We start from the raw sequence: 21,984 nt of genomic DNA, 5'->3' as shown, positions 1-21,984 counted from the left end.
GCTTTCAGCGAACGAACGGAGCCATCCCGTGCATCGGGGCCCGTGTTCGATGTCTGCCATTATGAAGAACGCGCCCCATCTGGCGAGTGGCCAGAAGGCCATCTTTCGACGGCTTCTGGCCACCGCGGGAGGTCCGGCGCGGCACGCGAGCCCTCAGCGAGCTTTTCCTCCTCCATCCATGCTCGTCGGCACCCAGCGTCTGGGACAGCGGAGTCAGCTCGAAGCGTCCGTCCTCCGTTTCAGCGAAGACGCCAACATTGATGTCTCTTGCTGTTCCAGCGTTCGCATACCCTTCTCCGTCAAGACGAGCGGCCTCCACCTCTACACTACGGCCGCCAGGCGTAGGGCGGTGCGATCGTGACGTCCGTCGTGTTCGAGGCGGCCGGAGTGCTCGAATCGACGAAACCGAAGTACGTGCCGCTCGACTTGTTCAGGCCCACGCCCCGGTATTCGAGGTCGCCGATGAGTTGCGCCGTTCCGGACACCGCTTGCTGGCCCTCGTAGAAGCCGAGTGGGTAGAAGGTGGAGGCGACCCTGGCCGAGCCGCTCACGCTGAAGCCGTTCGTCAGCACGGACAGGCCGGTGACGGTGCCCCCGGAGACGTTGCCCGACAGGACGACGGCGTGATCCTCGATGCGCGCCGAGCCGCTCACGCTCCCGCCGAGCACCTGAGCATAGGGCCCGACATACACGCTCGCCGGAACGCTGCTGATGACACAGCCGCCGCCGTTCGAGTGACGCTGCGTTCCCGAAGGACAGGCGTCCCGCGTGCCGGTCTTGAACCCCTCGGGCCAGGCATTCGTGAGCTGCACCATCCACGGGTAGCGATGGATGGTGTTGTACTGCTGATCCCAGACGATCTGCTTCTGCACCGAGGGCGTTCCAACCACGACCAGGAAGAGCGCTTCGCCGGAATTGACGCAGAAGTTGATCTCCCCATTCGCGCCGCGCTGCAGAGCGCTATAGCGTGGCGTGGTGATGGCGCTGTCCGTGGCGACCAGGCCCCAGCGCCAATCGGAGTCCGCCCCGCTCTGCGTCACGCCGCGGAAGGTCACGGTCACGCTCGTGGCGCCCGCCTCCGGGTAGAGCCGCACGATGTTGTAGCCCCAGCGCTGCGGAGCCCAGCCGGTCGGCGTCACGAAGCGCCGGTTCGTCGCGTAGTTCCCATCCAGCGGCTCGAGCTGGGTCAGCCGGAGGCGCTGCTCCGGCCTCGACTTGCTCATGATCGAGCCGTACCTCGCGCGATAGGTCGGACCCTGGTTGGCGCCGCTGGTCGGGGGCGGATCCTTGTAATCCCAGGTCACGTTGTGCATCGCCCACTCGCCGAAGAAGTCGTTCATCTGGCTGATGTTCCAGCCGCGCGTCTTCATGATTTGCGAGAACGGGTCATTGCTCGGGCTGCTCGTCCAGATTTCATTGACCGCGCTGTAGCAGTGCTTGTCCTTCAAGAACTCCATGAACTGCCAGTTGCAGTAGCGATCACGCGTCGAGCCCAGATAGACGTGCGGCGCGTTCACGGACATCTCCGAGCAGTGCACCTCATTGCGGTACTCGGGGAGCTGGTGCGGCATGAAGTTGGCGTGGCTCTCGTAGATCCAGCCGCAGGTGTTCGACTGGTTGCAGGTCATGCCGCCGCTCACGCTCTGCACGGCGTGCATGAACTCGTGCGCGAGCCCCCAGTGATCATTGAGCGCGCCGGTTCCGATCCACATTCCCATCCGTGTCGAGCTCCAGGCGCCACCGGTGAGACCCCAGTTGGAGTGGACGTGGATGCTGACCTTGGTCTTGTTCGACAGGTTGCAGAGCGGTTCCTTGAAGAAGATCGGCGCTCCGAAGTAGGTCTTCCAGATCGTGTTCTCGAGCGTGTCGAGCGCGGCTTGAGCCGTGGTGCTGGAGATGGCCTCGTCCGAATAGATTGCGAAGTGCGCGGACTCCCGGATCAGTTTGAAGTTGGTGTGATCCGGATCCGGTCCGCCCGCGGTCCAGGTGCCCGCGGTGCAGGCTGGTGGTGAGGTCGGGCAGCTCGTCGCCCAGGCCGTCGTCGTGGTTCCGGGATCGCACGCGGCCAATGTCGCGGACTCACCGCTGCCGCCGGTGCATTCGTCACCGGTGCATTCGCTGGAGAAGTCCTCTCCTTGCGTCATCCCTTCGTCCTGGGCACACCCGGTTCCGAAGGCGCCCATCAAGAGCAGAAGGGCTGGAATTCGCAGTGTCTTATGGATTCTCATGGTCTCACACTCTCTTGCCTGCTCGACAAATCGTTTCTGTGTAACATGCCAAAACAGTAATTCAATGGAAACGATGATCGGAAAGGGTTGCGCTGAATCTCCAGCGTTCCGACTTCCAAGAAGACAGGAATCAGACCCTCCATCCAAGATGATGCTATCAACGTGTCGGCAACACGTACCCCCCGGATGATAGACATGAAGAATAAACTCATGGGTTCGTTGGTCCTGGTTTGCGGTTGGTTCGTATCCATGGCCTGTACTGGCGACGCGCCTGCTCCGGCCGCCACCGGCGGCGACGCCCCACCATCGGAGGCTCCGGCTCCAAACGCTCCCGCCGCCGACGCCAGCTGCGACATCACCCGGGAGCGCGTGCGCATCACCGAAATCGATGTCGGCGCGACGGTCGTGACCAACGAGGACGAAGTGGCGCTCAAGCCCCTCGTCATCTCCCCCATTCCGTCCGGAGGCTCGCGCCTGGCCTGGATGGGCAATGACGGCAAGGTGCACATCACCCAGCTCGATGCGAGCGATCTGCCGGTGGGGACGTCCTTCGGCTTGCCAGCGAATGATTTCGCCGACCTGTACGCCGACAACACAGGGGGCACGCTGTTGTTGACACGGAATGCGAAGGGCGGGGGCACGCTCAATTGCGGTGCACCGACCAACCTCTGCGGGAGCCCTCCCAACCCGCCCGTGCCCTGTTACGACATGTACATGGTGCGCTTCGACGGCGGCACCGAGACGTGGGCCACCGTCCTGACGAGCTCCAGCGAGACCCTGCCGCCCTATTCCACCGGACCCACGGGCCCCAGCGTCTACATGATCTGGTGGTACGCCCACCACGGGCGCATCGCGTTCGACGGCACGCGCTACGCGGGCTACTTCGGCGCCGCCATCAGTGTCTCGCAGAACGGCTGCATCAACATCCACCAGGGCGACCGGATGAAGGTCGTCGGCACCGACGGAAAGCTCCAGGCCGGCGGCTTCGATTGGGGTTGCAGCCACAGCGGTTATGAGCGGCTCATCTGGGATCCGACGGCCCGCAAGTTCGTCTCCATCTGCAAGACCGACAACAACAACCGGATCGCCTTCGCCCCCACCTACAAGACCATCCAGCCCGTTGACCTCTCCTACTCGAACCTGGGCAACCTGGTGACGGCCACGGGTGGGGGGGACTGGCTCACGACGAGCAACATCCGCTCGGGGCAGACCCCCAACGCCAACGGGCTCGCGGACGTGCACCTCCTGCACTTCGTGGACGGTGCCGCCGACAAGGACATCGTCCTGGCGAGTGATGCGGGCCTCAACGACCGGGCGCCCCACCTGGCCGCCTATGGCCAGAACCAGCTCCTGGCGGCCTGGGAGACCTCGACGCGGACGGGAGAGCTGCTCCGGAGCGACACCAGCCGCAAGCTCTACGTCCAGGCACTGGATCGCGCGACCGGTGCCGCGAACGGCCCGGCCCTGCAGGTGGATGTGAAGGGCAACCGCTATCAGGACTTCGTGGCCTTCCCGGATGGGAGCGTGGCCTTCGCCGCACCGGGCAGCGGCGCGACCAGAATCAAGATCCTCCGCATCCTTCCCTGCACGGGATGAGGAAAGAGGGGTGTGGGTTCTTGATTCAGGTGAACACTCACATCCGGTAGAGCGCCAGCCGAACTGTGTCCGTTCATGACGCCGCGTCAGAGGATGACGTGCCCGGAGCCCACCTCTGGCCGTGAATGAGTCCTCAGCGCGGCTCACGGGACCGAGAGCAGGCGCACGCGCTTGTTGAGCTTCGCCCTGCTCGGAGGTCTGGCCGTCTGCTGCGGCCCCATGGCCTGGAACTCGCCCACGGTGGACCGTGGTGAGCGGTGGGGCCCCTCCGGCCTTCCTCTGGAATGGGAGGGGCCGCACTCCCACGACCCCTCGTCATCGCCTCGGGCTTGTTGGTGGGGTGGCTGCTGGGCAGTGCGCCAGGCCGGTGCAGAGGCGGTGCAGCCCCCTTGGGGCACCCCCCTGGCCAGGCTGTCCTCGCAGGAGGGGATGGCAGAGGGGCTGGGCCTGTGAGCACCTGCGGCCGTCAGGACGGCACCCACATACTGCCACAGGTCCGCCACCCTTAAGTGAGCGCGTGACCATCACGCTGCCAGTACACCCCCTCAAGGAAGTGCAGGTTCCAGTGTATCGGTTCATCACAGGCCGGAATACCGGTCAGGCGCGAGCACCTGGCGCGGGTCCAGGGCGCGCTTGAGGTGCTCGGTGAGCCGCCAGGCCTGGGGAGCCTGCTCGGCGAGCCAGCGCATGGTGTGGGTCCCCACGCGGTAGGGCAGGAATCCCTCGCGGCGGCAGGTGTCCAGCAATGCCTGCTGGCAGGCGAGCGCGCGGGCGGCCTCGTCCGGATCCTCCCGGTCGAACAGCAGCGGGATGGAGCTGTCGAAGCAGCGGTCGGACAGCGAGGTGAGGGTGATGAGCGGCTCCATGCGGTGCCGCGCGGTGACCTCCCGCACGGTCCGCACGTAGGTGCGCACCAACTCCGGCACCATGGGTACGAGCGGAGAGGTCCACAGCAGACCGCAGCCATCCGCGTGTGGGTTCAGGGGAGCCCCTTCCGGCGGGCGTCGGCCTGACTTCCAGTAGGCCAGTGGCAAGGCCATCTGTGTGGGGACCCCCTCCAGGACGCTCACCACGTTGGACAGGATGCGCGCCTGCGGGGACAGCTTCGCGCCTAGTCCCAGTGGCAGCCGGGGGAGCCACTGGCCCAGCATGCGGGCCTGATCCGCACCCAGGAACACGAGGCGCCGCGCCACCCGCCCCAGCCTCCGCCGGATGGTGCTCCGCGCGGCGCGCACCACCTCGCGCGTGCCGTACAGGCCTCCGGTGCCCGTCCACGCCGCCACGCCATGCCGGGAGGACAGCTCGGCCAGAAGCTCCGCGGAGAGCACCTCACCGCGCGGCACCCGGTTGCGCGGGTAGGGCGCGACCATGGACAGCACGCGCTGGGGGTTGAGGAGGTTGATGGCGCCCACCACCCCGCCCAGCTCCCGCAGCGTCTCGCGGATGGCACCCACCGCGTCCTCCAGCCCCGTGTCCTCGGGCACCCAGAAGAAGAAGGCCTCCAGGTGCTCGGGCCTCCGGGCGAGCACGAAGGTGAGCTCGGTGACGATGCCCAGGTTGCTCTGGGAGAAGAGCCCGTCCAGGTACGGGCCGACGCCCCACTTGAAGGCCTGGTCCACCCGCTGTCCCCCAAGGTCCCCGTGCGCGGACCGGTACAGCGAGCCGTCCGGTAGCACCGCCTCCAGCCGGGTGATGGCGCCGAAGTGGTCCGCATGCGGGGTGATGCCGTAGCCGCGCTCCAGGGCGTTGCCCAGCAGGCTGCAATCCGGGCCGGCCCCCGTGACGGGCACCAGGAAGGGAAGCTGGTGCTCTCGGAGGTACTGACTCAGCATCCTCTGCGTCACCCCTGGTTGGACGGTGACGAGGCCCAGTTCCGCGTCGAGCGACACGATGCGGTCCATCCGCGACAGGTCCACCACCACGCAGTCATCCCGCACGGGCGCCCCGCAGCCGTAGCCCCAGTTACGGCCGGTGCTCACCGGGTACAGGGCTAGCCCTTGCGCGTTGGCCAGCTCCACCAGGGCCACGATCTCACGCGTCGACGCGGGGAAGACCACCGCCGGGACACGCCTGCTCACGGACGTGGTGCTCGTGCCCCGCTTCCAAGCCTCCTCTCCGGTGCGGAGCCACTGCGGGCCGACAATTCCGGCCAGAGCTTCCAGGGTCTGCGTGGACAACTCGGTGGAAGAAGGGAGAGACATGGCAGTGGACCCGTGATCTGGCAGAGAGGGAGGGACGCGGCAGGGTCGCAATCACTTGCGGAGGCACGCTGTGGATGTGTCTGTCTAGAGATGCATTAAAGCGCGCCGGGTGCAATGAGAAAATGTGACGTCATCCCCAGGGCCGGCGGCCGCGCCGCCTCTCGGAGCCGGCTTTTCGTGGGCATCACCCAACAGACTGTGGGGAACTGTCTACGGCTCGAGGGCTGTCGCGCCCGACACGCGATGTGAGTCTCCACAGGGAATGCGCGCGTGCCCCGGGGTTGGTCCAGGAATTGCTCTGCTGGTCGGCATGAGACATCTCGTCCGACACTGTCTGCGGTGGCTTCCCCAGGAAATGCAGGAGCGGCTGGTCCGCTCGATTTCTCGCATCGACTCCGCAAGCCTGGCATGCGTGAGCATCAAGGTGGCGGAGAGCCCCGCGGAGCTGGAGGCTGCCGCGCGGGTACTCCACGAAGGCTACGTGCACCGCGGGCTGATCTCCCCGCGCCCCGAGGGCGTGCAGGTGACGCCGCACCTGCTGCTCCCCTCGACGGTGATCCTCGTGGCCAAGGTCGCCGACGAGGTGGTGGGGACGGTGTCGCTGCATGTGGACTCCCCGCTGGGTATCCCCTCGGACAAGACATTCGCGGACGTGCTGGGGGAACTGCGGGCCCAGGGGCGGCGGCTGGCGGAGGTGGGGGCGCTGTGCATTGCCCGCCGCCACCGGAGCGTGGGCGTGGTGCACCTGCTCAACAAGATGGTGTACCGGACCGCGGCCCTGCTGGGCGTGGACGACATGGTGATGACCGTTCACCCGGACGTGGAGGTGCTGTATCGCAGCTTTCTCCCGCTCGAGCGCGTGGGGGAGCGGCGCAGGTACCAGGGGCTGTCGGAGAAGGCCCTGGCCATCTGCCTGCGGTTGCGCGTCAAGGACGCCCCGCGCGAGCTTCTGCAACGCTTTGGCTCCCGTCCCTCCAACGCCAATCCCTATCAATTCTATTGCGTCCGGGAGGAACCCGGCTTCCAGTTCCCGGCGGAGCCGGACTTCCTGGAGCGATTCCAGGGCCCTCGGGCACGTGCGGTGGCGCACCTGGCCCGGCTGCGCCCGGATGTCATTGCCGCCCTCAGTCCGGAGGAGCGGGCACACCTGAGCTCGGTGCTGCCCTTCGCGCTCCCGCACCCGATGGCCCCCTCCAGGCCGTCCCGTTCCGTGCCTGCCCTGGCCTACTCCTGATGTCGGTTCCCCCGAAATCCATCTGTCCATGAGGGTCTCCTTCCTGCTGCTGCCGCTGGCGGCGCGGCTGCGGCCGGCCGTCCTGGTACATCCGGCGCGAGCCCGCCCGGGGCCCGGGCCGGCTCGACACGTGGATGGCGGCGTACGTCCGCTGGATGTTTCGGCATCCGCGCTGGCTCGCGGCCGCGGCGGTGGCCATGATCCTGGTCGCGGGGGCGGGCCTGACGCGCCTGGAGGTGGACGAGAACAATCTGGAGCAGTTCGGGGAGGAGACGCCCCTGCGCCAGCACACCACCTTCGTGGAGAACCACCTCGGAGGCACCACGCAGCTCATCGTGTCGATACGCGCCGCGGAGCCCGAGCGCTTCCTCGAGCCGGCGGAGCTGCGCAAGCTGGAGGCGCTCGACACCTTCCTGACGGCGACGACAGCCTGGGTGAGTCCGTGGACGCGTCCTACCAGTGGGTGCGCGGGGTGGCGCGGGTGCCCAGGGCCAGGGGTGAAGTACTCTAACATCTGACTGAAAGTGCCAACATCGAGAGCTCGTGAAATATGATTTGTTTTTATTGAAGTACATGGATGGCAGTGACGATCCTGACTGGAAAATGGTTGTTGGACGAACCTGTGGTTTGCGTTGAAATAGCATCAGGAAGTGAGATGATCATGGAAGAAGAGAGAATCGAGCTCAGACGCAAGGAATTAAGACCACTTTTGAGCGATCTCATGGAACCTGACATGAAGGTGTTCTGGAGCTATTTCCTCTTGGCAACCCTTTCGGCCTGGGCTTCTCTGGGTTTTCTAATCTACAAAGCAAACAATCTTCAGTTCGACCTCGTGTTCTTCTGCGTTTTTTTTGTTTCCGTCATTTGTGTCTACCATGCCGTAACGTTCACCCATGAGCTTGCTCACCTTGATCAAGGGAAGTTTGGTTCGTTTTTCTGGGCCTGGAACATCCTCGTAGGATGCCTGTTTGCTATTCCAGCTTTTATTTACGGTGATAACCACCTTGACCATCACACGAAGAAGTACGGAACGATCCTTGACCCGGAGTACATCAATTTCAAAAAGGCCCCGACATCAGGTCTCATTGAATTCTTGGGTATGAATCTATTCCTCCCTTATCTAGGAATTCTCCGTTTCTGTATCCTGACTCCCGTAAGCCATCTTCACTCCAAACTCCGGCAGCTGGTGCTGAGAGAGGCTTCCTTTATGGGGATGAAGTCTCGGTTTGCTCGTCGGATCAGCGAAGATGCGTCTGTGCTGAAGTCCTGGTCGATCCAAGAGATGGTCACTTTTGCTTATCTCTGGGCCTTGGTGATCTTCGTTCTATCGGGCAAGCTTCACTGGAGCGCAATCGTCGTCTGGGCATCGATCATTACATTCGTGGGCGTGATTAACGGTATCAGGGCCCTCGCGGTGACCCACAAGTATTTTAGCATGGGGGACGCTCCCATTCCTTGGAGTGAGCACATTGAAGAATGTATCGAGATTGAAAAAAGAGGTCTGAGCACTTTTCTTTTTTGTCCGGTGGGAACTCAGTACCATATGACCCATCACATGTTCCCCTCGATTCCTTTTCATCATCTTCCGGAAGCGAGAAGACGTTTGTCTCCTCACTTTGAGAAGGATTCTTTTTACCACGCGAATGTTCGCAAGGGTATGATCGACGGGCTGAGAAGGTTTCTACAGGGTATCTACTCCAGGTGAAAGTCTTCTCGGATGTTGATTCTTTCTTGAGGACTCAGTGCGCGCCAGATAGCCAGGCGCCTCAATGCCCAAGGTGTCCGCCCGCGCAAATCACCTTCGAGGTGTCCGTCACCGACGGCAGAACCAGCTCCTGGCGGCCTGGGAGACCTCGACGCGGACGGGAGAGCTGCTCCGGAGCGACACCAGCCGCAAGCTCTACGTCCAGGCGCTGGATCGCGCGACCGGTGCCGCGAACGGTCCGGCCCTGCAGGTGGATGTGAAGGGCAACCGCTATCAGGACTTCGTGGCCTTCCCGGATGGGAGCGTGGCCTTCGCCGCACCGGGCAGCAGCGCGACCAGAATCAAGATCCTCCGCGTCCTTCCCTGCACGGGCAGAGGAAGCGCGATCTGACGAATCTGGTCACGGGCTTGCCCAAAATGGTCAGCCCATATGCACCGCGGGTCCAGGGGACCGACGGAAGTTCAAAGTGTTGGGCCAGGGACTGGCTGGCTGGACCCTGCTGAGGGCTCGCTGCCCTGACAGGCAGATGCCGTTTTCCCATTCCCCAATCGTAGGAGAGGACCCCATGTACCTTCCCCCCATCCGCCCCGCCGCAGCCGGGGCTCGACCCTCATCGAGGTGGCGATCGTCCTGGTGATGCTCGGACTGCTGGCCACCATCGCCGTGCCCCGGTTCCTGGCGGCCCGGTCCCGCGCCCTCCAGGCCGAGGCTCGGCACACCCTCAAGTCGTGGGCCCAGGCCCAGCATGCCTACTACAAGGAGACCCGTAGCTATGAAGAGAACATCCGCGCCATCGGCTTCACGGTCGAGCGCGGAAACCGCTACGCCTACTACTTCAGCTCCGGGCCGTTCTTCTGCGAGCACCGGGATACGGCCACCCTCCCGCCCAACACGCAACCGGTGGATTGCATCGCCGTGGATCGCTACGCGCACGGCATGGATCAGCCGGACCTGCCTGTCCCGATGCGCTTCAGGGTCACCCACCTGGGCCCGGGGGATGCCTCTGACGATCCGGGCATCTCGGGCCCCTGCCCGGGCTGCAACATCAGCGCCTTCGCGGTCAGTCAGCTCGACGAGGATCTGCAAGACGTGGACACCTGGTACATCGCCACCGAGGATGTCCGCGTCTCGGGGACCTGTGGCGCCGAGCGAGGCGACCTGGTGCCGGCCAACACCCCGCTCAACAGCTACGACGACCTCGAGTGCGGTTTCTGAGGGCGCCTCCGCCCGTTGTGCTGCTCGCGCGGGGCGGCCGAGCCCCCCTCAGTGGTGGGGAGTGGAGCTTCCGTCCTGGCCGTACGCGTGGGAATCCAGCTCGGTCCGAGCCTCGCTCAGCGGGAGACTGAAACAGAACGTCGAGCCCTGGCCCGGGAGGCTCTCCACCCAGATACGGCCTCCATGCGCCTCGATGATCTGCCGGCTCAGGTGCAGTCCCAGCCTCACCACGCCCGTGTACCCCGGCGCTCCCGGTGGCAGGGGTTCATAGAAGGGCTCGAAGACGTGGGGCTGGCGCTCCGGCGGAATCCCTGGCCCCTGGTCATGCACCGAGACCCTGGCCTCGTGGTCCGTGCGCCATGCCCGGAGCTCGATGGGCTCGCCGGGAGGTGAGTACAGCAGCGCATTGTCCAGGAGGTGGGCCACCGCCTCTCCCAGCAGCTGGCGATCGGCGTGGATGAAGAGCGGACCGGTGGCGTCGATGTGGATGGGCCTCTCCGTACTCCGTGCGAGCTTCTGCCCCTGCTCCCTCACCACCATGTGGAGATCGAAGCGTTGGCGTTCCAGCTGCGTGGGGCTGGGCGCCATCCGCATGGCCGCGAAGAGGTGTTCCACCAGCCGGGCGATCCGCCGCGTGTTCCGGGTGATGGTGGCGAGCCCCTTGCGCTGGCGGGGAGTCCCCGTCTCCAGGCTGAGCAACAGCTCCGCCCATGTCTGGATGGTGGTCACCGGGGTTTTCAGCTCGTGGGCCGCCGCCGACATGAACTCCTCGCGCAGCCGCAGCGCCGCGGCGAGCTGCTGGGCCTGCTGCTCGGCGTGTTCGCGCAGGGCATCCACCTCCACCTGTCGCCGCGCGATCTGGGCCGCCATCTCGTTGAAGGCGGTGCCGAGCTCCTCCAACTCATCCCCCGTGGCGATGTGGACGCGCCATTCCATCTCTCCACGTCCCAGCGCCTGGGTGGCCTTTTGAAGCTGTCGCACAGGGCGGGCGTAGAAGCGGGCCAGCAGGGCCGCCAGGAGGATGTTCAGCAGCAGGATCCCCGTGAAGGCCACGAGCATCGTGCGCATCCGCTTGTAGAGAGGCGCCATGGCGACGTCGAGCGGGACGGTCACCCCCACGGCCCACGGATGATGGGGGACGGGGACGAAGGCACCCAGCCGCTCATCGCCTTGGAGGGGGTGGGTGAACCGGGCGACCCGGGAGGGCGTCCCGGTCAGCGCCGCCTGGAGGGGCTCGAAGTGGGCGAAGGCGTTGCTCCGCTCGAATGAGAGCTCGGGCTCGCCGGTATGGAAGGCCAGCCGTCCGTTCATGTCGGCCAGCAAGAGGGCCTGCCCGGGTTGGAGCCGGGCGCCCGCGTACCGCTGCTCCAGCAGGTCGGTCCGCATCACCACGTTGAGGACGCCGAGCAGACGCGCCTCGGGGCCGTGGAGCGGCACACTGACGAGCAGCCCCGTGCGGATGGGGCGCCGCAACTCCAGCACCTCGGAGATGACCGGGGCGTTGGTGGCCAGCACCTTCTTGAAATACGGGCGGTCGCCAATCCAGACGCGGGGCTCGTCCGGGTGGGTGGGGTTGCTCCAGCCGCGGTTGAGGCCGGTGGCGTCGAAGACCCCGATGGAGTCATAGAGGGGGCTGCGCGCGACCAGCTCTTGGAGGTGCGGATCCAACCGGCGGGGTTCCAGGGTCTGGAGCAGCGGATCCCTGGACACGGCCCAGCCGAAACCGATGGCGGTATCGAACGTTTCGGATGCTTGCAGGGCGACTGCCTGGGCCGTCAGGAACTGGGCGTCGAGGATGCTCCGCCGGGTCCTCCGCAGGTCCGAGAGGAAGTCCACGAGCAGCAGTCCCATCACCGGCAGGAGGACGATGATGAACGCGACCAGCAGCTTGGAGTGGATGTGCAGGCGATGCATGTCCGCGCAGGTGCGCCAGCCCTTGTGGGAGGGATGATTCTCAAGGCCCAACAAGCTGGGGCTCCGGCATGCCCGCGTCGACTCCCCACGAGGTGGGGGGTGTTGACTCGAAGAACATCACCGGACAGGGCGACAGGATTTTTGAACCTGTCTTCCCTGTCCCGCCTTGAGTGGCCCACGGGGCCGTTGCCGACGTTCGAGCGCGCACCGATTGGACGCGTGCCGGACATGCCCAAGAGCCGGGCGCCCGGAGGGCAGGGGGGCAGGGCGGAGAACGCCTCACGCAGGTGGGCCTCCACGCGGGCCCGATCCTCGGCGGTCAGAAGATGGGGCGCCCTTCTGTCCGGGCGAGTCCAGGCGCGTCATTGCCATGCAGCTCCGCTCTCCTCGTGCAACCGCTCTACTCCTGCTCCTGCGCGTTGACACGGACCGGCCAGGACGGGAGCGGCTCGCCCAACCCACGGGCGTGTGGCCATCCCATCAGTCGACGTGCCTCGCCTTTCCAGTCTCGGTGATGGGCTACCCCTACTCGCTGGGAGCATGCCCATCAACCAGCTCGCTCATTCTGGCCCACTTCTCCCTCATCCAGTGTGCTCGGTAACACCCCATCCTGCTAAGAAGGTACGGTGTATCGGATGCGCAGTGACGTTGACTTCGGGGAGCGCCATGAAGATCTGCGGAATCGTCGCGCTGCTGCTGCTCGCGTCAGGATGTGCGACGACGCGAGTTGTGAACCTGGACACGGGACACGGGGCACCGACGTATCGAACAAGCCACGCAGGGATGTCGAGGCCCTGCGCAGTGCCGAGCTGCGTTGGTTGAAGAACTGGGAAAGATTGCTCAAGATCTCATGACAGAGGGTACCAAGCTGCGTAGGCTCATCACGATGAGTCCATAGGGGTAATGCCATGGAACGACGATTCTTTGATCTAAGTATCGACGTCTACGTTCCGGGGCGTTGGTATCTCGCGGATCCGACCAACCTCGCTGGAATCGAGATCGACGATATCTGGCAGTTTTCCAACGGTCGGCCAGTAGAGCTTCGCGAGAGGCTGCGCATCCCAATATATCGTCTTGGGAAGCCGCTGGACTTCACTACTGCGGGAGCAGCGCTAACTCCGATTCTCAGCGCACGGGCCGCATCCGTGTTTCGTGCGCTGGCGCCGACTGATGCTCAGCTCTTTCCTGTCGAGGTAGAAGGAGAGGCCGAGACCTATTATCTGCTCAACGTGGCGCGGCAGATCCGTTGCATCAACGACGCGGCGTGTGAAGAAGTTCAGTTTTACACCGCAGAGGGGGTGCAGGCTCATCGAGCTGGTGAGTACCGTTCCGTTTCCGGATTACGTATCGACAAGTCGAAGGTTGGCGATGCCCGCGTCTTCCGGCTTTGGGGCTGGCATCCACCGATCATTGTCGAAGGCGAGATCAAGGAAGCGCTGGAGCGAACTGGCATGGTGGGTGGGCGATTCGACGAAGTCTGATCAGAAGTGTGCCATACGTGAAGCGTAGGTTCCGGTCTGGCAGTTGCCGACGCCGGCGGCAGCACCGGCACCACAACGCCGGTGTTAGCAAAGCAGATTAGGTCCAGGGGCTGGGCATTGCCATGCAGGACCAACGAAGTCGATGAGCAGCTCGACTGGGGTGTCAGGCCGGACGACCCCGCACACGAACACCTGCTGCCTGGACCGGAGGACCACGTACTGGACGCGGACGTTGCCAGATGCCTCGGTGAAGATCTCCCAGCGCGCCATGTTGCTCCTTCTGGAGCTGGAGACGGCTGAAGCGGGTTTGCTTCCGGAGGCGCAGCGCCACTGAGCCATCCCACAATGGTGCGACTCCGCGTTCGATCGAGAACGCCTACAGCGGGTAGGTCTGCCTGCTGGCTGGTTGTGTCCTTTCGGCAGGAGTGGCCACCTCTGCCAAAACACGGCGAACAGAGCGTCGTCGCAGTGACTGAGGCGGCCGTCGTTGGTGTGGAGGCGGGCGCCGGGTGTTGGCGTACCTGACGGCCCCAACGCCGTGCGCGCCATTCCGCGGCACCTGGCACTGCCTACGCGGCCTGCTCAGCTTGCTGTAGCGCAGGGGCCACCCCAGCAGGCGTGGTGTTGCGCCTCGAGCAGTCACGGTGCCCAGACGCCCACGCCCCTGCTGCCTCCCCCTGGGGGGCCTCCTGGGCCGGCGTGTGCCCAATGGGGCTGCACCTCGTCTCCACCGGCCCGGCGCTCAGCCCTCGTGGCACCCGTCAGCAGCCCTCATCGCCCCCTCGGCTCCAGCTCTCTCCCTCAACACGGCCCCATCCCGCCTATACGCCTCCGGATTTGGTCCAAATTTGGACCGACAAGAACCGATTTGCTCCCCTGATGCGAGCCGTGCCTCCTTTTTAGGAGTGGGTTCGACTCAAGGCGGCGGGCAACCTCGATTGGAGGCGGCGGGAATCGAACGCGCCACCAAGAGCACGGTGGCACCCGACAGCGCCAGTCCCAGGCGCCACCACGGGCGAGGCTTGTTGGCCGCGTGGAGGGCGTGGTCCATGCGCCCCACTGCCTCACGCACCTCCTCGAAGGTGCACACCAGTGACTCCACCGAGTGCTCGTCGGTGGCCACGGACCTCGGGGGCTCCTCTGCCTTCATTGAGACGTAGCCATCCGAGGCCGAGGACGTAAGGCGTATCTGCCAGTCGGTCAGCGGCCCCGCGCCCTTCTCGTCCGTGGCGGCGGGCTTGAACACCAGGGTCGTCTCCCCGCTCGTCTCGTGCGTGGCCCGGTAGAGCTCCCCCCGGCTGTAGTTGTCCTGCGGCACCTGCTCGTGGAGTTGATACGGCCCCACCTGCTTCACCGCCTCCCCGCTCGACTCGGACTTCTTCTCCTCGCGCATGCGTGCTCCTCGCCTTCCCGATGTTTCTTGGGAAGTGGTCTGCCAGGAGGTGACTCCAGGCGTCAACTCCCCTCTTCAATCCGTATCCGAGGGAACACGACGTACTGACTCGGCCGGAATACTCCCTCCGTCACGGTCACCTCGTAGGTCCCTGGGTACACCACGCCACTGAATTGCGCGGGCTGGGTGCTCGAACAGGTGATGCGCAGTTTGAGCTCGCTGCCGGTCGAGAGCTCTCGCAGGTTCACGGTACTGGCGCAGTTGTTGCCGATGAGGGGCTCGCCGTTGTAACGGATGTTCCCATAGCGGATGGCAGGCCGCAGATCGGTGACCATGTCTGGATGGTCCGCCGTCACCTCGAGCGAGGGGATGAGGGTCAGGGTCCCGTAGTGGAGGGACTCCTGAGGGCGGAGGCGGACCTTGTAGGTCCCCGGGTAGAGCCGGCTGCCGAACTCCCAACTCGTGTCACATTGGATGATGGTGGTCTCGGTGGTGCCCCGGGCCTCGTCGACGAAATCGATGTAGGAGTGAGGCACGTCGGTGCCGCCCCATCGGTTGTCGCAGGTCTTTCCCAGTTGCTCGCCATGGCTCAGGATGCTGCCCCCCACGAAGAAGGTCGTGACGTCCTGCGGTGGGAGCGAGGTATCCGAGCCGATCTGGACCGAAGGAATCACCGTGTAGGGCGTGGGGGGCAGGTTCGAGCCCCGCCGCGCGTTCATCACCGCGCGATACGTCCCCGGGTAGACCCGCCCGGAGACGAACCAGCCGAGGCCTGACGGGCAGGTAAAAGGCAGCCGCACCTTCCCGCCCGTCGTCGTCTCCTCGAGGTCCAGATAGGAGAAGGTGTAGATGGGGCTCTGATCAGGGGATGGGTGCGGTCTGACCTCGGTGCAGCTCGTATCGGTGGTGGAGCCGCTGGGGTGGAAGCGGGCGGAGAGGGCATGGGTCTTGACGTCCAGGGTGAGGTCGGAGAGGTCCGACGTCACCTGGAACGACGGCAGGAGGAGAGTCCGGCCCTCGGGCAGGCGGGAGCCTCCCCGCGTGTCGAGCCAGACCTCGTACGTGCCCGGGTACACCCGCCCGTTGAAGAGCCACCCGCCGGTGGGTGTGCACGTGACGGGGATGGAGAGCTCCTTGCGAGTCGAGGTGTCCCGGAAGATGACGGTCGAGCGTGGGGCATCGCAGGTGGAGCCGGAGAAGGGCGCGCCATTGTGCAGGACGAGCCCGGACACGGCGTGGCTCTGGAGCTCCACCGTGAGAGCGAGGCCCTTGTCCACCAGGAGCGAGGGGAAGACGACCCGATCCCCACAGGGCAGCGAGGGCGTGCAGTCCGAGGAGAGCGCCACCTGGTAGGTGCCCGGGAGGATGCTCGAGGTGACCGGGGACTTCGAGGATGAGCCGTCATGCACCAGCCTTCCACTCGAGACGTCGAAGAAGCGCAGCCTGTACGCCCCATCCACCAGGGGCGCCCCGTTGTACAGGAGGTTCGTGGAGACCGTATGGAGCGGGATGTCCAGCCGGAACTCCATGTCGGAGCTCACCTCCAGGGACGGTATGAGTACGATGCGCCCAGCGGGCAGAGTCAGCGGAGATCGTACATACAGCTCCACCCGGTAGGCTCCCGGGGGGAGCCTCGTCGAGAAGTACCACGACCCGAGGGGACGACCACCCGTATCGCTCTTGCAGCTGATGGAGCCGGGCAACTCGTGTCCGGTCGTCTGGTCGATGAACCACAATTCGGAGCCCGCGCAAAACCCGGAGAAGTGCTTCCCATCGTTCCAGAAGGTCCCGGTGAGGTTGTACAGCTTCACGTCCAACCAGGTGTGCCCACCCTCCCAGACGGGATCGCTCACTCCGCCATCGCCATCGTCATTGCCATTGCCATCGCAGACCTGACCGTTCGGGCACGAGTCATGCGGTTTGCAACCCAACGTCGTCAACAGCACGGCCATCGCCAGAAGCACTGCCTTGCTCATAGGGACTCCACTGCATCGCCGGCCCTGGTTTCATTTTGACACGACAGCCCAGGCGGCCGGCTCCAGCCCGAGCGAGTGCGCGGAAGAGATGTGAGGAATTCAGCACCGGCCTCGGGTGCGGCCAGCACCAGGCGGCTGCCGGTGGGCCTACTCGATCCGTATCCGTGGGAACACGACGTTCGGACCCATGCTCAGGCTCCACAAGGTCATCTCGTAGGTCCCTGGGTACACCGTGCCGTAGAATTGTGAGGGATTGTTGCCCAAGCACTGGATGTCCAGGTTCAGCTCATCGCCGGTCGAGAGCTCTCGCAGGGTCAAGGTACTGGCACAGCTGTAGGGAGCGCCCTGGTAACGGATGTTCCCAAGGCGGGTGGAAGGCCGCAGGTCGAACACCATGCTTGGGTTGTCCGCGGCCACCTCGAGCGAGGGGAGGACGGTCAGGGTCCCGTCGTGAAGGCGGGTCTGCCTGTGGGCGCGGATGCGGACCTTGTAGGTCCCCGGGTAGAGCCTGCCGCCGAAATTCCAGCCCGCAGCGCATTGGATCTTGATGGACTCGGTGGTGCCTCGGGCCTCATCGACGAAATCGACGTAGGAGGAGAGCGCCGAGGAGCCCCCCGAGGTGTCGCAGGTCGTGTCGGCAATACGTGCGCCATGCTTCAGGATGCTGCCCCCCACGAAGAAGGCCCTGACGTCCTGGGGTGGGAGCGAGGTATCCGAGCCGATCTGGACCGAAGGAATCACCGTGTAGGGCGTGGAGGGCAGGTTCGAGCCCCACCGCGCGTTCATCACCGCGCGATACGTCCCCGGGTAGACCCGCCCGGAGACGAACCAGCCGACGCCTGACGGGCAGGTAAAAGGCAGCCGCACCTTCCCGCCCGTCGTCGTCTCCTCGAGGTCCAGATAGGAGAAGGTGTAGATGGGGCTCTGATCAGGGGATGGGTGCGGTCTGACCTCGGTGCAGCTCGTATCGGTGGTGGAGCCGCTGGGGTGGAAGCGGGCGGAGAGGGCATGGGTCTTGACGTCCAGGGTGAGGTCGGAGAGGTCCGACGTCACCTGGAACGACGGCAGGAGGAGAGTCCGGCCCTCGGGCAGGCGGGAGCCTCCCCGCGTGTCGAGCCAGACCTCGTACGTGCCCGGGTACACCCGCCCGTTGAAGAGCCACCCGCCGGTGGGTGTGCACGTGACGGGGATGGAGAGCTCCTTGCGAGTCGAGGTGTCCCGGAAGATGACGGTCGAGCGTGGGGCATCGCAGGTGGAGCCGGAGAAGGGCGCGCCATTGTGCAGGACGAGCCCGGATACGGCGTGGCTCTGGAGCTCCACCGTGAGAGCGAGGCCCTTGTCCACCAGGAGCGAGGGGAAGACGACCCGATCCCCACAGGGCAGCGAGGACGTGCAGTCCGAGGAGAGCGTCACCTGGTAGGTACCCGGGAAGACGTACGCGATGACCGGGGGCTTCGAGGATGAGCCGTCATGCACCAGCCTTCCACTCGAGACGTCGAAGAAGCGCAGCCTGTACGCCCCATCCACCAGGGGCGCCCCGTTGTGCAGGAGGTTCGTGGAGACCGTATGGCTCGTCGGGACGACCCACTGGAGAGCGAGATCGGCGCTCACCTCCAGGGAGGGGATGAGCTCGATGCGCCCAGTGGGCAGAAACGGTACGTGGTCGAGCTCCAGCTCCACCCGGTAGGTTCCTGGGGGGAGCTTCGCCTGGAACGCCCACCTGTACTCGTGACTGCCGGACGTCTGACACGTGATGGGGAGTTCAAAAACGTATCCGGTCGTCTTGTTGATGACCCGCAGGCCTGCCTCCCAGCACTCCAGGGGTTGGGTGACGGGGAGCTCCCCCCGGAGGGTCCCGGTGAGGTTGTACAGCTGCACGTTCAACCAGATGTGCTCATCCACCCAGACGGGATCGCCTACTCCGCCATCGCCATCGCCATCGCCATCGCCATCGCAGACCTGACTGCTCGGGCATGAGTCATGCGGTTTGCAACCCAACGTCGCCAACAGCACGGCCATCGCCAGAAGCACTGCCTTGCGCATACAGACTCCACTGCATCGCCGGCCCTGGTTTCATTTTACACGATAGCCCAGGCTCCGGACGTACTCACGCACGGTGGCCGGGTGTCGGTGCTGATGTTCTCGCCCTCGGCGAGGTTGAGCGTGCTCCATCGAAAACGCGCTCACCCTCTCCTCCGTCCCATCCCCATACCCCGACCCAGGAGCGCTACGAGGGTCAGCACCTGCCAGGCGAGCGCACCAGGCCCGGTCGACCCGCAGCCTCCACAGCTCATGGAGGTAGAGGGCTGCTGGGAGCTTCCCGAAGCCGTCACCTGGACGTGGAACTCACAGGAGGAAGTATTGCCCGCCGCGTCCCTGGCCGAGACCGTGACCAGGGTCCTCCCCACCGGGAAGGTGCTGCCCGAAGGCTGGCTATAGGACACCTCCGGGGTGGAGACCGCGTCCCACACCGTCGCCGCGGGATACTCCACCGCCACGCCCTGGGCCTGCGCCGCCAGCACCGTCTGCTCCGCCGGGCAGGTCACCGTGGGCGCCGTGGTATCCCGCACCGTGATGGGGAACGTGCAACTCAAGCCCGGACCCGCGGTAGCGGAGACATCCGTGACTCCCAGCGGGAAGATGGAGCCTGGAGCAGCGCTGTACTGCACCGAGGGACGTGGCTCACGCTCCTCGTCCACCCGCGCGGGGCTGAAGGCCACGCTCGCCCCCATCGCGGATGTCGCCTCCACGATGTAGGGGCCGGGGCAGCGAATGAAGTCGGGCAGGGGCACCGTCCAGAGCTCCTGCCCCTGGGCCGGGTCCCAGCCGGAAAGAAGGAGCTGGTTGCCAAGCCGGACGCCGCAGTCGTACCCGAAGGACGAGGAATGGCCCTCGACGGGAAACGTCCCCGCGGCCGTCCCATCACTCATCCAGCAGTGGCCGCTGCTCTGCCAGCTGCCTCCGACGCTCCGCGTCGCGATGAGGAGCCGGCCACCGGCACGCGACATCGACAGGATGACCTGGCCCGCGAAACCGCCCTTCACCACGGGGACCGTTCCCGCGACCGTGCCGTCCGAGACCCAGAGCTCCGAGCCCACGTGGAAGTAAGCCTCCCCACCCAGCTCCATCAGGTCGCTGATCTCAGACATGGCCTTCAGCAGCACCGTCCCGGATTCCGTCCCATCCGTGACCCAGAGCTGCGCGTCGAAATAGGTCCCCTTGGCGCTGAAGAAAATCCTGTCGCCCACCTTCACCATCTCCCGGACCCCCATTCCCGGGGAGAGATCCTTGAGCAGGAGCGTCCCGGCCTCTGTCCCATCACTCTTCCAGAGTTGGCCCTCGGGGCCCGGGAACACCAGGAGCCCATTCAGGGTCGACCCCTCCGTGACAGTGCCCAGAGCGGCCCCCAGTGTCTTGACGGAGGTGGTGCCCAGCGTCGTCCCATCGGTCTTCCACAGCTCCAGCGAGAATCCGGCCCCGGTGGATCTGCGGACGGGGAAGAAGAGCTTCCCGTCCAGCTCTCCCAGGAACGTGGACGTCGAGTCGCTCGGCCCACCAGGGGAGATGTCCTTGACGAGGATGGTTTCCTCCCTCGTCACATCGCTCTTACACAAGTAACCACCAGCGACCAGATAGAGCACCCCATTGAGGGCGCGCATGGGTCCGATGTTCCCGGGGATGTCCAGGAGCGGGACGGTGCCCGCCTCCGTTCCGTCGCTCTTCCACAGCCGCGAGCCACTCCTGCAGTCACTGGCCAGGAAGAAGAGCGTTCCACCGACGTTCTCCAGATTCCTGGGAATGGAGGCCCCACTGCCCGGGCAGATGTCCTTCACCAGGGCGGTGCCGGACTCCGTTCCGTCGGTCTTCCAGAGCTCCTCGCCGTGCGTCTCCGTCCTGGCCCGGAAGAAGACCGTCTGGCCCACCCGGGCCAGGCCACCGGGCACCGAGCTCGCGGGCCGCGCCTCCACGTCGCGGACGAGGGTGGTACCGGCCTCCGTGCCGTCGCTCTTCCACGGCTCCGAGCCATGTACGCCATCATCGGCCCAGAAGAGGAGCGTGTCGCCCGAGGCCACCAGTTTGACGGGAGCCGATGCGGGCTGCCCCGGGCGGATGTCCCGCACCAGGACGGTGCCGCCTACCGTGCCGTCGCTCTTCCACAGCTCCGCGCCATGCGCGCCATCATCGGCCACGAAGAAGAGCATCCCATTCACATTCCTCGAGTCCCGGAGCCCGGCTCCGTCCGGACCTGGGCGGATGTCCCGCACCAGGACGGTGCCGCCTATCGTGCCGTCGCTCTTCCACAGCTCCGCGCCATGCGTGCCATCATCGGCCACGAAGAAGAGCGTCGTCCCCACCGCGGTCAGTGAACCGGTGCTCGCACTTCCAGTTCCGGGGTGGAAGTTCCCGAGGAGAACGGTGCCGCTCTCCGTCCCATCACTCTTCCACAGCTCCAGGCCGCTCTCGCCAGAGCGCACCAGGAAGAGACTCGTCCCCACGGCCTCCATCGCCTTGACGCTCCCGCCGAAACCGCCGGGAGTGAGGTCCTTGACGAGGACGGTGCCGGCCTCCGTCCCATCGCTCTTCCACAACTCCTCGCCATGGGTTCCATCATTGGCCAGGAAGAAGAGCGTCGTCCCCACGCGCGTCGGCATCGAGGGAAGCGAGCTGCCTGTTCCTGGGCGGATGTCCCGCACCAGGACGGTGCCGGCCTCCGTCCCGTCGCTCTTCCAGAGCTCTCTGCCGGAACGGCCGAGGTTTTGAGCATAGGCGGCGAAGAAGAGGGTACCGCCCACGTTCTTGAATCCGGAGGGCTCCGACGAGCTGTCTCCCGGCATGATGTCCTTGACCTTCAAGATTCTATCCGCCGTCGGGACGAGCTTGTCCGGGACGAGCTTGTACGGCTCCAGGTCGCTGATGGCGGGCCCGTATGAGAGGCCCCACGTGTAGGTGAAGAACAACGCCCCATTCAATGTCTCGACATCCTGGCTCGCAACGCTCGAGGGTGGCATCTCCCCGCCGGGAGGGAAGAGGTCCAAGGCC

At 65.3% G+C, this 21,984-nt stretch carries 15 protein-coding genes and 1 pseudogene; 9 read left to right on the top strand and 7 right to left on the bottom strand.

Annotated features, from left to right (window positions below; translation table 11 throughout):
* Positions 1-326: 326 nt before the first annotated feature.
* Complete coding sequence (locus JRI60_RS48100) at positions 327-2,144, bottom strand: DUF6055 domain-containing protein (protein WP_239470164.1); 1,818 nt, start codon at positions 2,142-2,144, stop codon at positions 327-329.
* Positions 2,145-2,438: 294 nt separating this feature from the next.
* Here JRI60_RS48100 and JRI60_RS48095 point away from each other — a divergent pair, with 294 nt between their 5' ends.
* Complete coding sequence (locus JRI60_RS48095) at positions 2,439-3,824, top strand: hypothetical protein (RefSeq protein ID WP_239470163.1); 1,386 nt, start codon at positions 2,439-2,441, stop codon at positions 3,822-3,824.
* Between the two features lie 578 nt (positions 3,825-4,402).
* Here JRI60_RS48095 and JRI60_RS48090 read toward each other — a convergent pair.
* Positions 4,403-5,902, bottom strand: a complete 1,500-nt coding sequence (locus JRI60_RS48090) for an FAD-binding oxidoreductase (RefSeq protein WP_204222801.1) — start codon at positions 5,900-5,902, stop codon at positions 4,403-4,405.
* A gap of 535 nt (positions 5,903-6,437) precedes the next feature.
* Here JRI60_RS48090 and JRI60_RS48085 point away from each other — a divergent pair.
* The 5 genes from JRI60_RS48085 to JRI60_RS48065 all read left to right on the top strand — a co-directional run bounded on the left by JRI60_RS48085 (position 6,438) and on the right by JRI60_RS48065 (position 10,180).
* A complete protein-coding gene (locus tag JRI60_RS48085; protein ID WP_204222800.1) occupies positions 6,438-7,259 on the top strand; it encodes an N-acyl amino acid synthase FeeM domain-containing protein in 822 nt (273 codons plus the stop codon).
* 155 nt (positions 7,260-7,414) lie between these two features.
* Entirely contained in the window at positions 7,415-7,777 is a 363-nt protein-coding gene (locus JRI60_RS48080; protein WP_204222799.1) for a hypothetical protein, read from the top strand.
* 59 nt (positions 7,778-7,836) lie between these two features.
* Complete coding sequence (locus JRI60_RS48075; protein WP_204222798.1) at positions 7,837-8,964, top strand: fatty acid desaturase; 1,128 nt, start codon at positions 7,837-7,839, stop codon at positions 8,962-8,964.
* Positions 8,965-9,028: 64 nt separating this feature from the next.
* On the top strand, positions 9,029-9,355 hold the full coding sequence (locus JRI60_RS48070; RefSeq protein ID WP_204222797.1) for a hypothetical protein: 327 nt from the start codon (positions 9,029-9,031) through the stop codon (positions 9,353-9,355).
* Between the two features lie 228 nt (positions 9,356-9,583).
* Entirely contained in the window at positions 9,584-10,180 is a 597-nt protein-coding gene (locus JRI60_RS48065) for a type IV pilin protein (RefSeq protein ID WP_204222796.1), read from the top strand.
* 48 nt (positions 10,181-10,228) lie between these two features.
* On the opposite strand, the gene JRI60_RS48060 is transcribed toward JRI60_RS48065, so the two are convergent.
* A complete protein-coding gene (locus tag JRI60_RS48060) occupies positions 10,229-12,094 on the bottom strand; it encodes a sensor histidine kinase (protein WP_204222795.1) in 1,866 nt (621 codons plus the stop codon).
* A 757-nt stretch (positions 12,095-12,851) separates the two neighbouring features.
* On the opposite strand from JRI60_RS48060, the pseudogene JRI60_RS55265 reads away from it, so the two are divergent.
* The 3 genes and pseudogenes from JRI60_RS55265 to JRI60_RS48050 form a co-directional block, all read left to right on the top strand.
* Positions 12,852-12,992 (top strand): annotated as a pseudogene (locus tag JRI60_RS55265) (AHH domain-containing protein); the annotation flags it as partial.
* Between the two features lie 10 nt (positions 12,993-13,002).
* On the top strand, positions 13,003-13,575 hold the full coding sequence (locus JRI60_RS48055; RefSeq protein ID WP_204222794.1) for an imm11 family protein: 573 nt from the start codon (positions 13,003-13,005) through the stop codon (positions 13,573-13,575).
* 142 nt (positions 13,576-13,717) lie between these two features.
* Entirely contained in the window at positions 13,718-13,909 is a 192-nt protein-coding gene (locus JRI60_RS48050) for a hypothetical protein (RefSeq protein ID WP_204222793.1), read from the top strand.
* A gap of 582 nt (positions 13,910-14,491) precedes the next feature.
* Here JRI60_RS48050 and JRI60_RS48045 read toward each other — a convergent pair.
* The 4 genes from JRI60_RS48045 to JRI60_RS48030 form a co-directional block, all read right to left on the bottom strand.
* Positions 14,492-14,968, bottom strand: a complete 477-nt coding sequence (locus tag JRI60_RS48045) for a hypothetical protein (RefSeq protein ID WP_204222792.1) — start codon at positions 14,966-14,968, stop codon at positions 14,492-14,494.
* A 62-nt stretch (positions 14,969-15,030) separates the two neighbouring features.
* Positions 15,031-16,944: a hypothetical protein gene (locus JRI60_RS48040; protein ID WP_204222791.1), complete on the bottom strand. Its 1,914-nt coding sequence runs from the start codon at positions 16,942-16,944 to the stop codon at positions 15,031-15,033.
* 147 nt (positions 16,945-17,091) lie between these two features.
* Positions 17,092-18,987 carry a hypothetical protein gene (locus JRI60_RS48035; RefSeq protein ID WP_204222790.1) on the bottom strand — a complete coding sequence of 632 codons (1,896 nt, stop codon included), beginning with the start codon at positions 18,985-18,987 and terminating at the stop codon, positions 17,092-17,094.
* A gap of 140 nt (positions 18,988-19,127) precedes the next feature.
* Entirely contained in the window at positions 19,128-21,797 is a 2,670-nt protein-coding gene (locus JRI60_RS48030; RefSeq protein WP_204222789.1) for an ELWxxDGT repeat protein, read from the bottom strand.
* Positions 21,798-21,984 lie beyond the last annotated feature (187 nt).

Origin of the sequence: Archangium violaceum, assembly GCF_016887565.1 — a bacterium.
GTDB classification, from domain to species: Bacteria; Myxococcota; Myxococcia; order Myxococcales; family Myxococcaceae; genus Archangium; species Archangium violaceum_B.
Note: the sequence above shows the minus strand (reverse complement) of the source record. Positions and strands in the feature narration are given on the sequence as shown.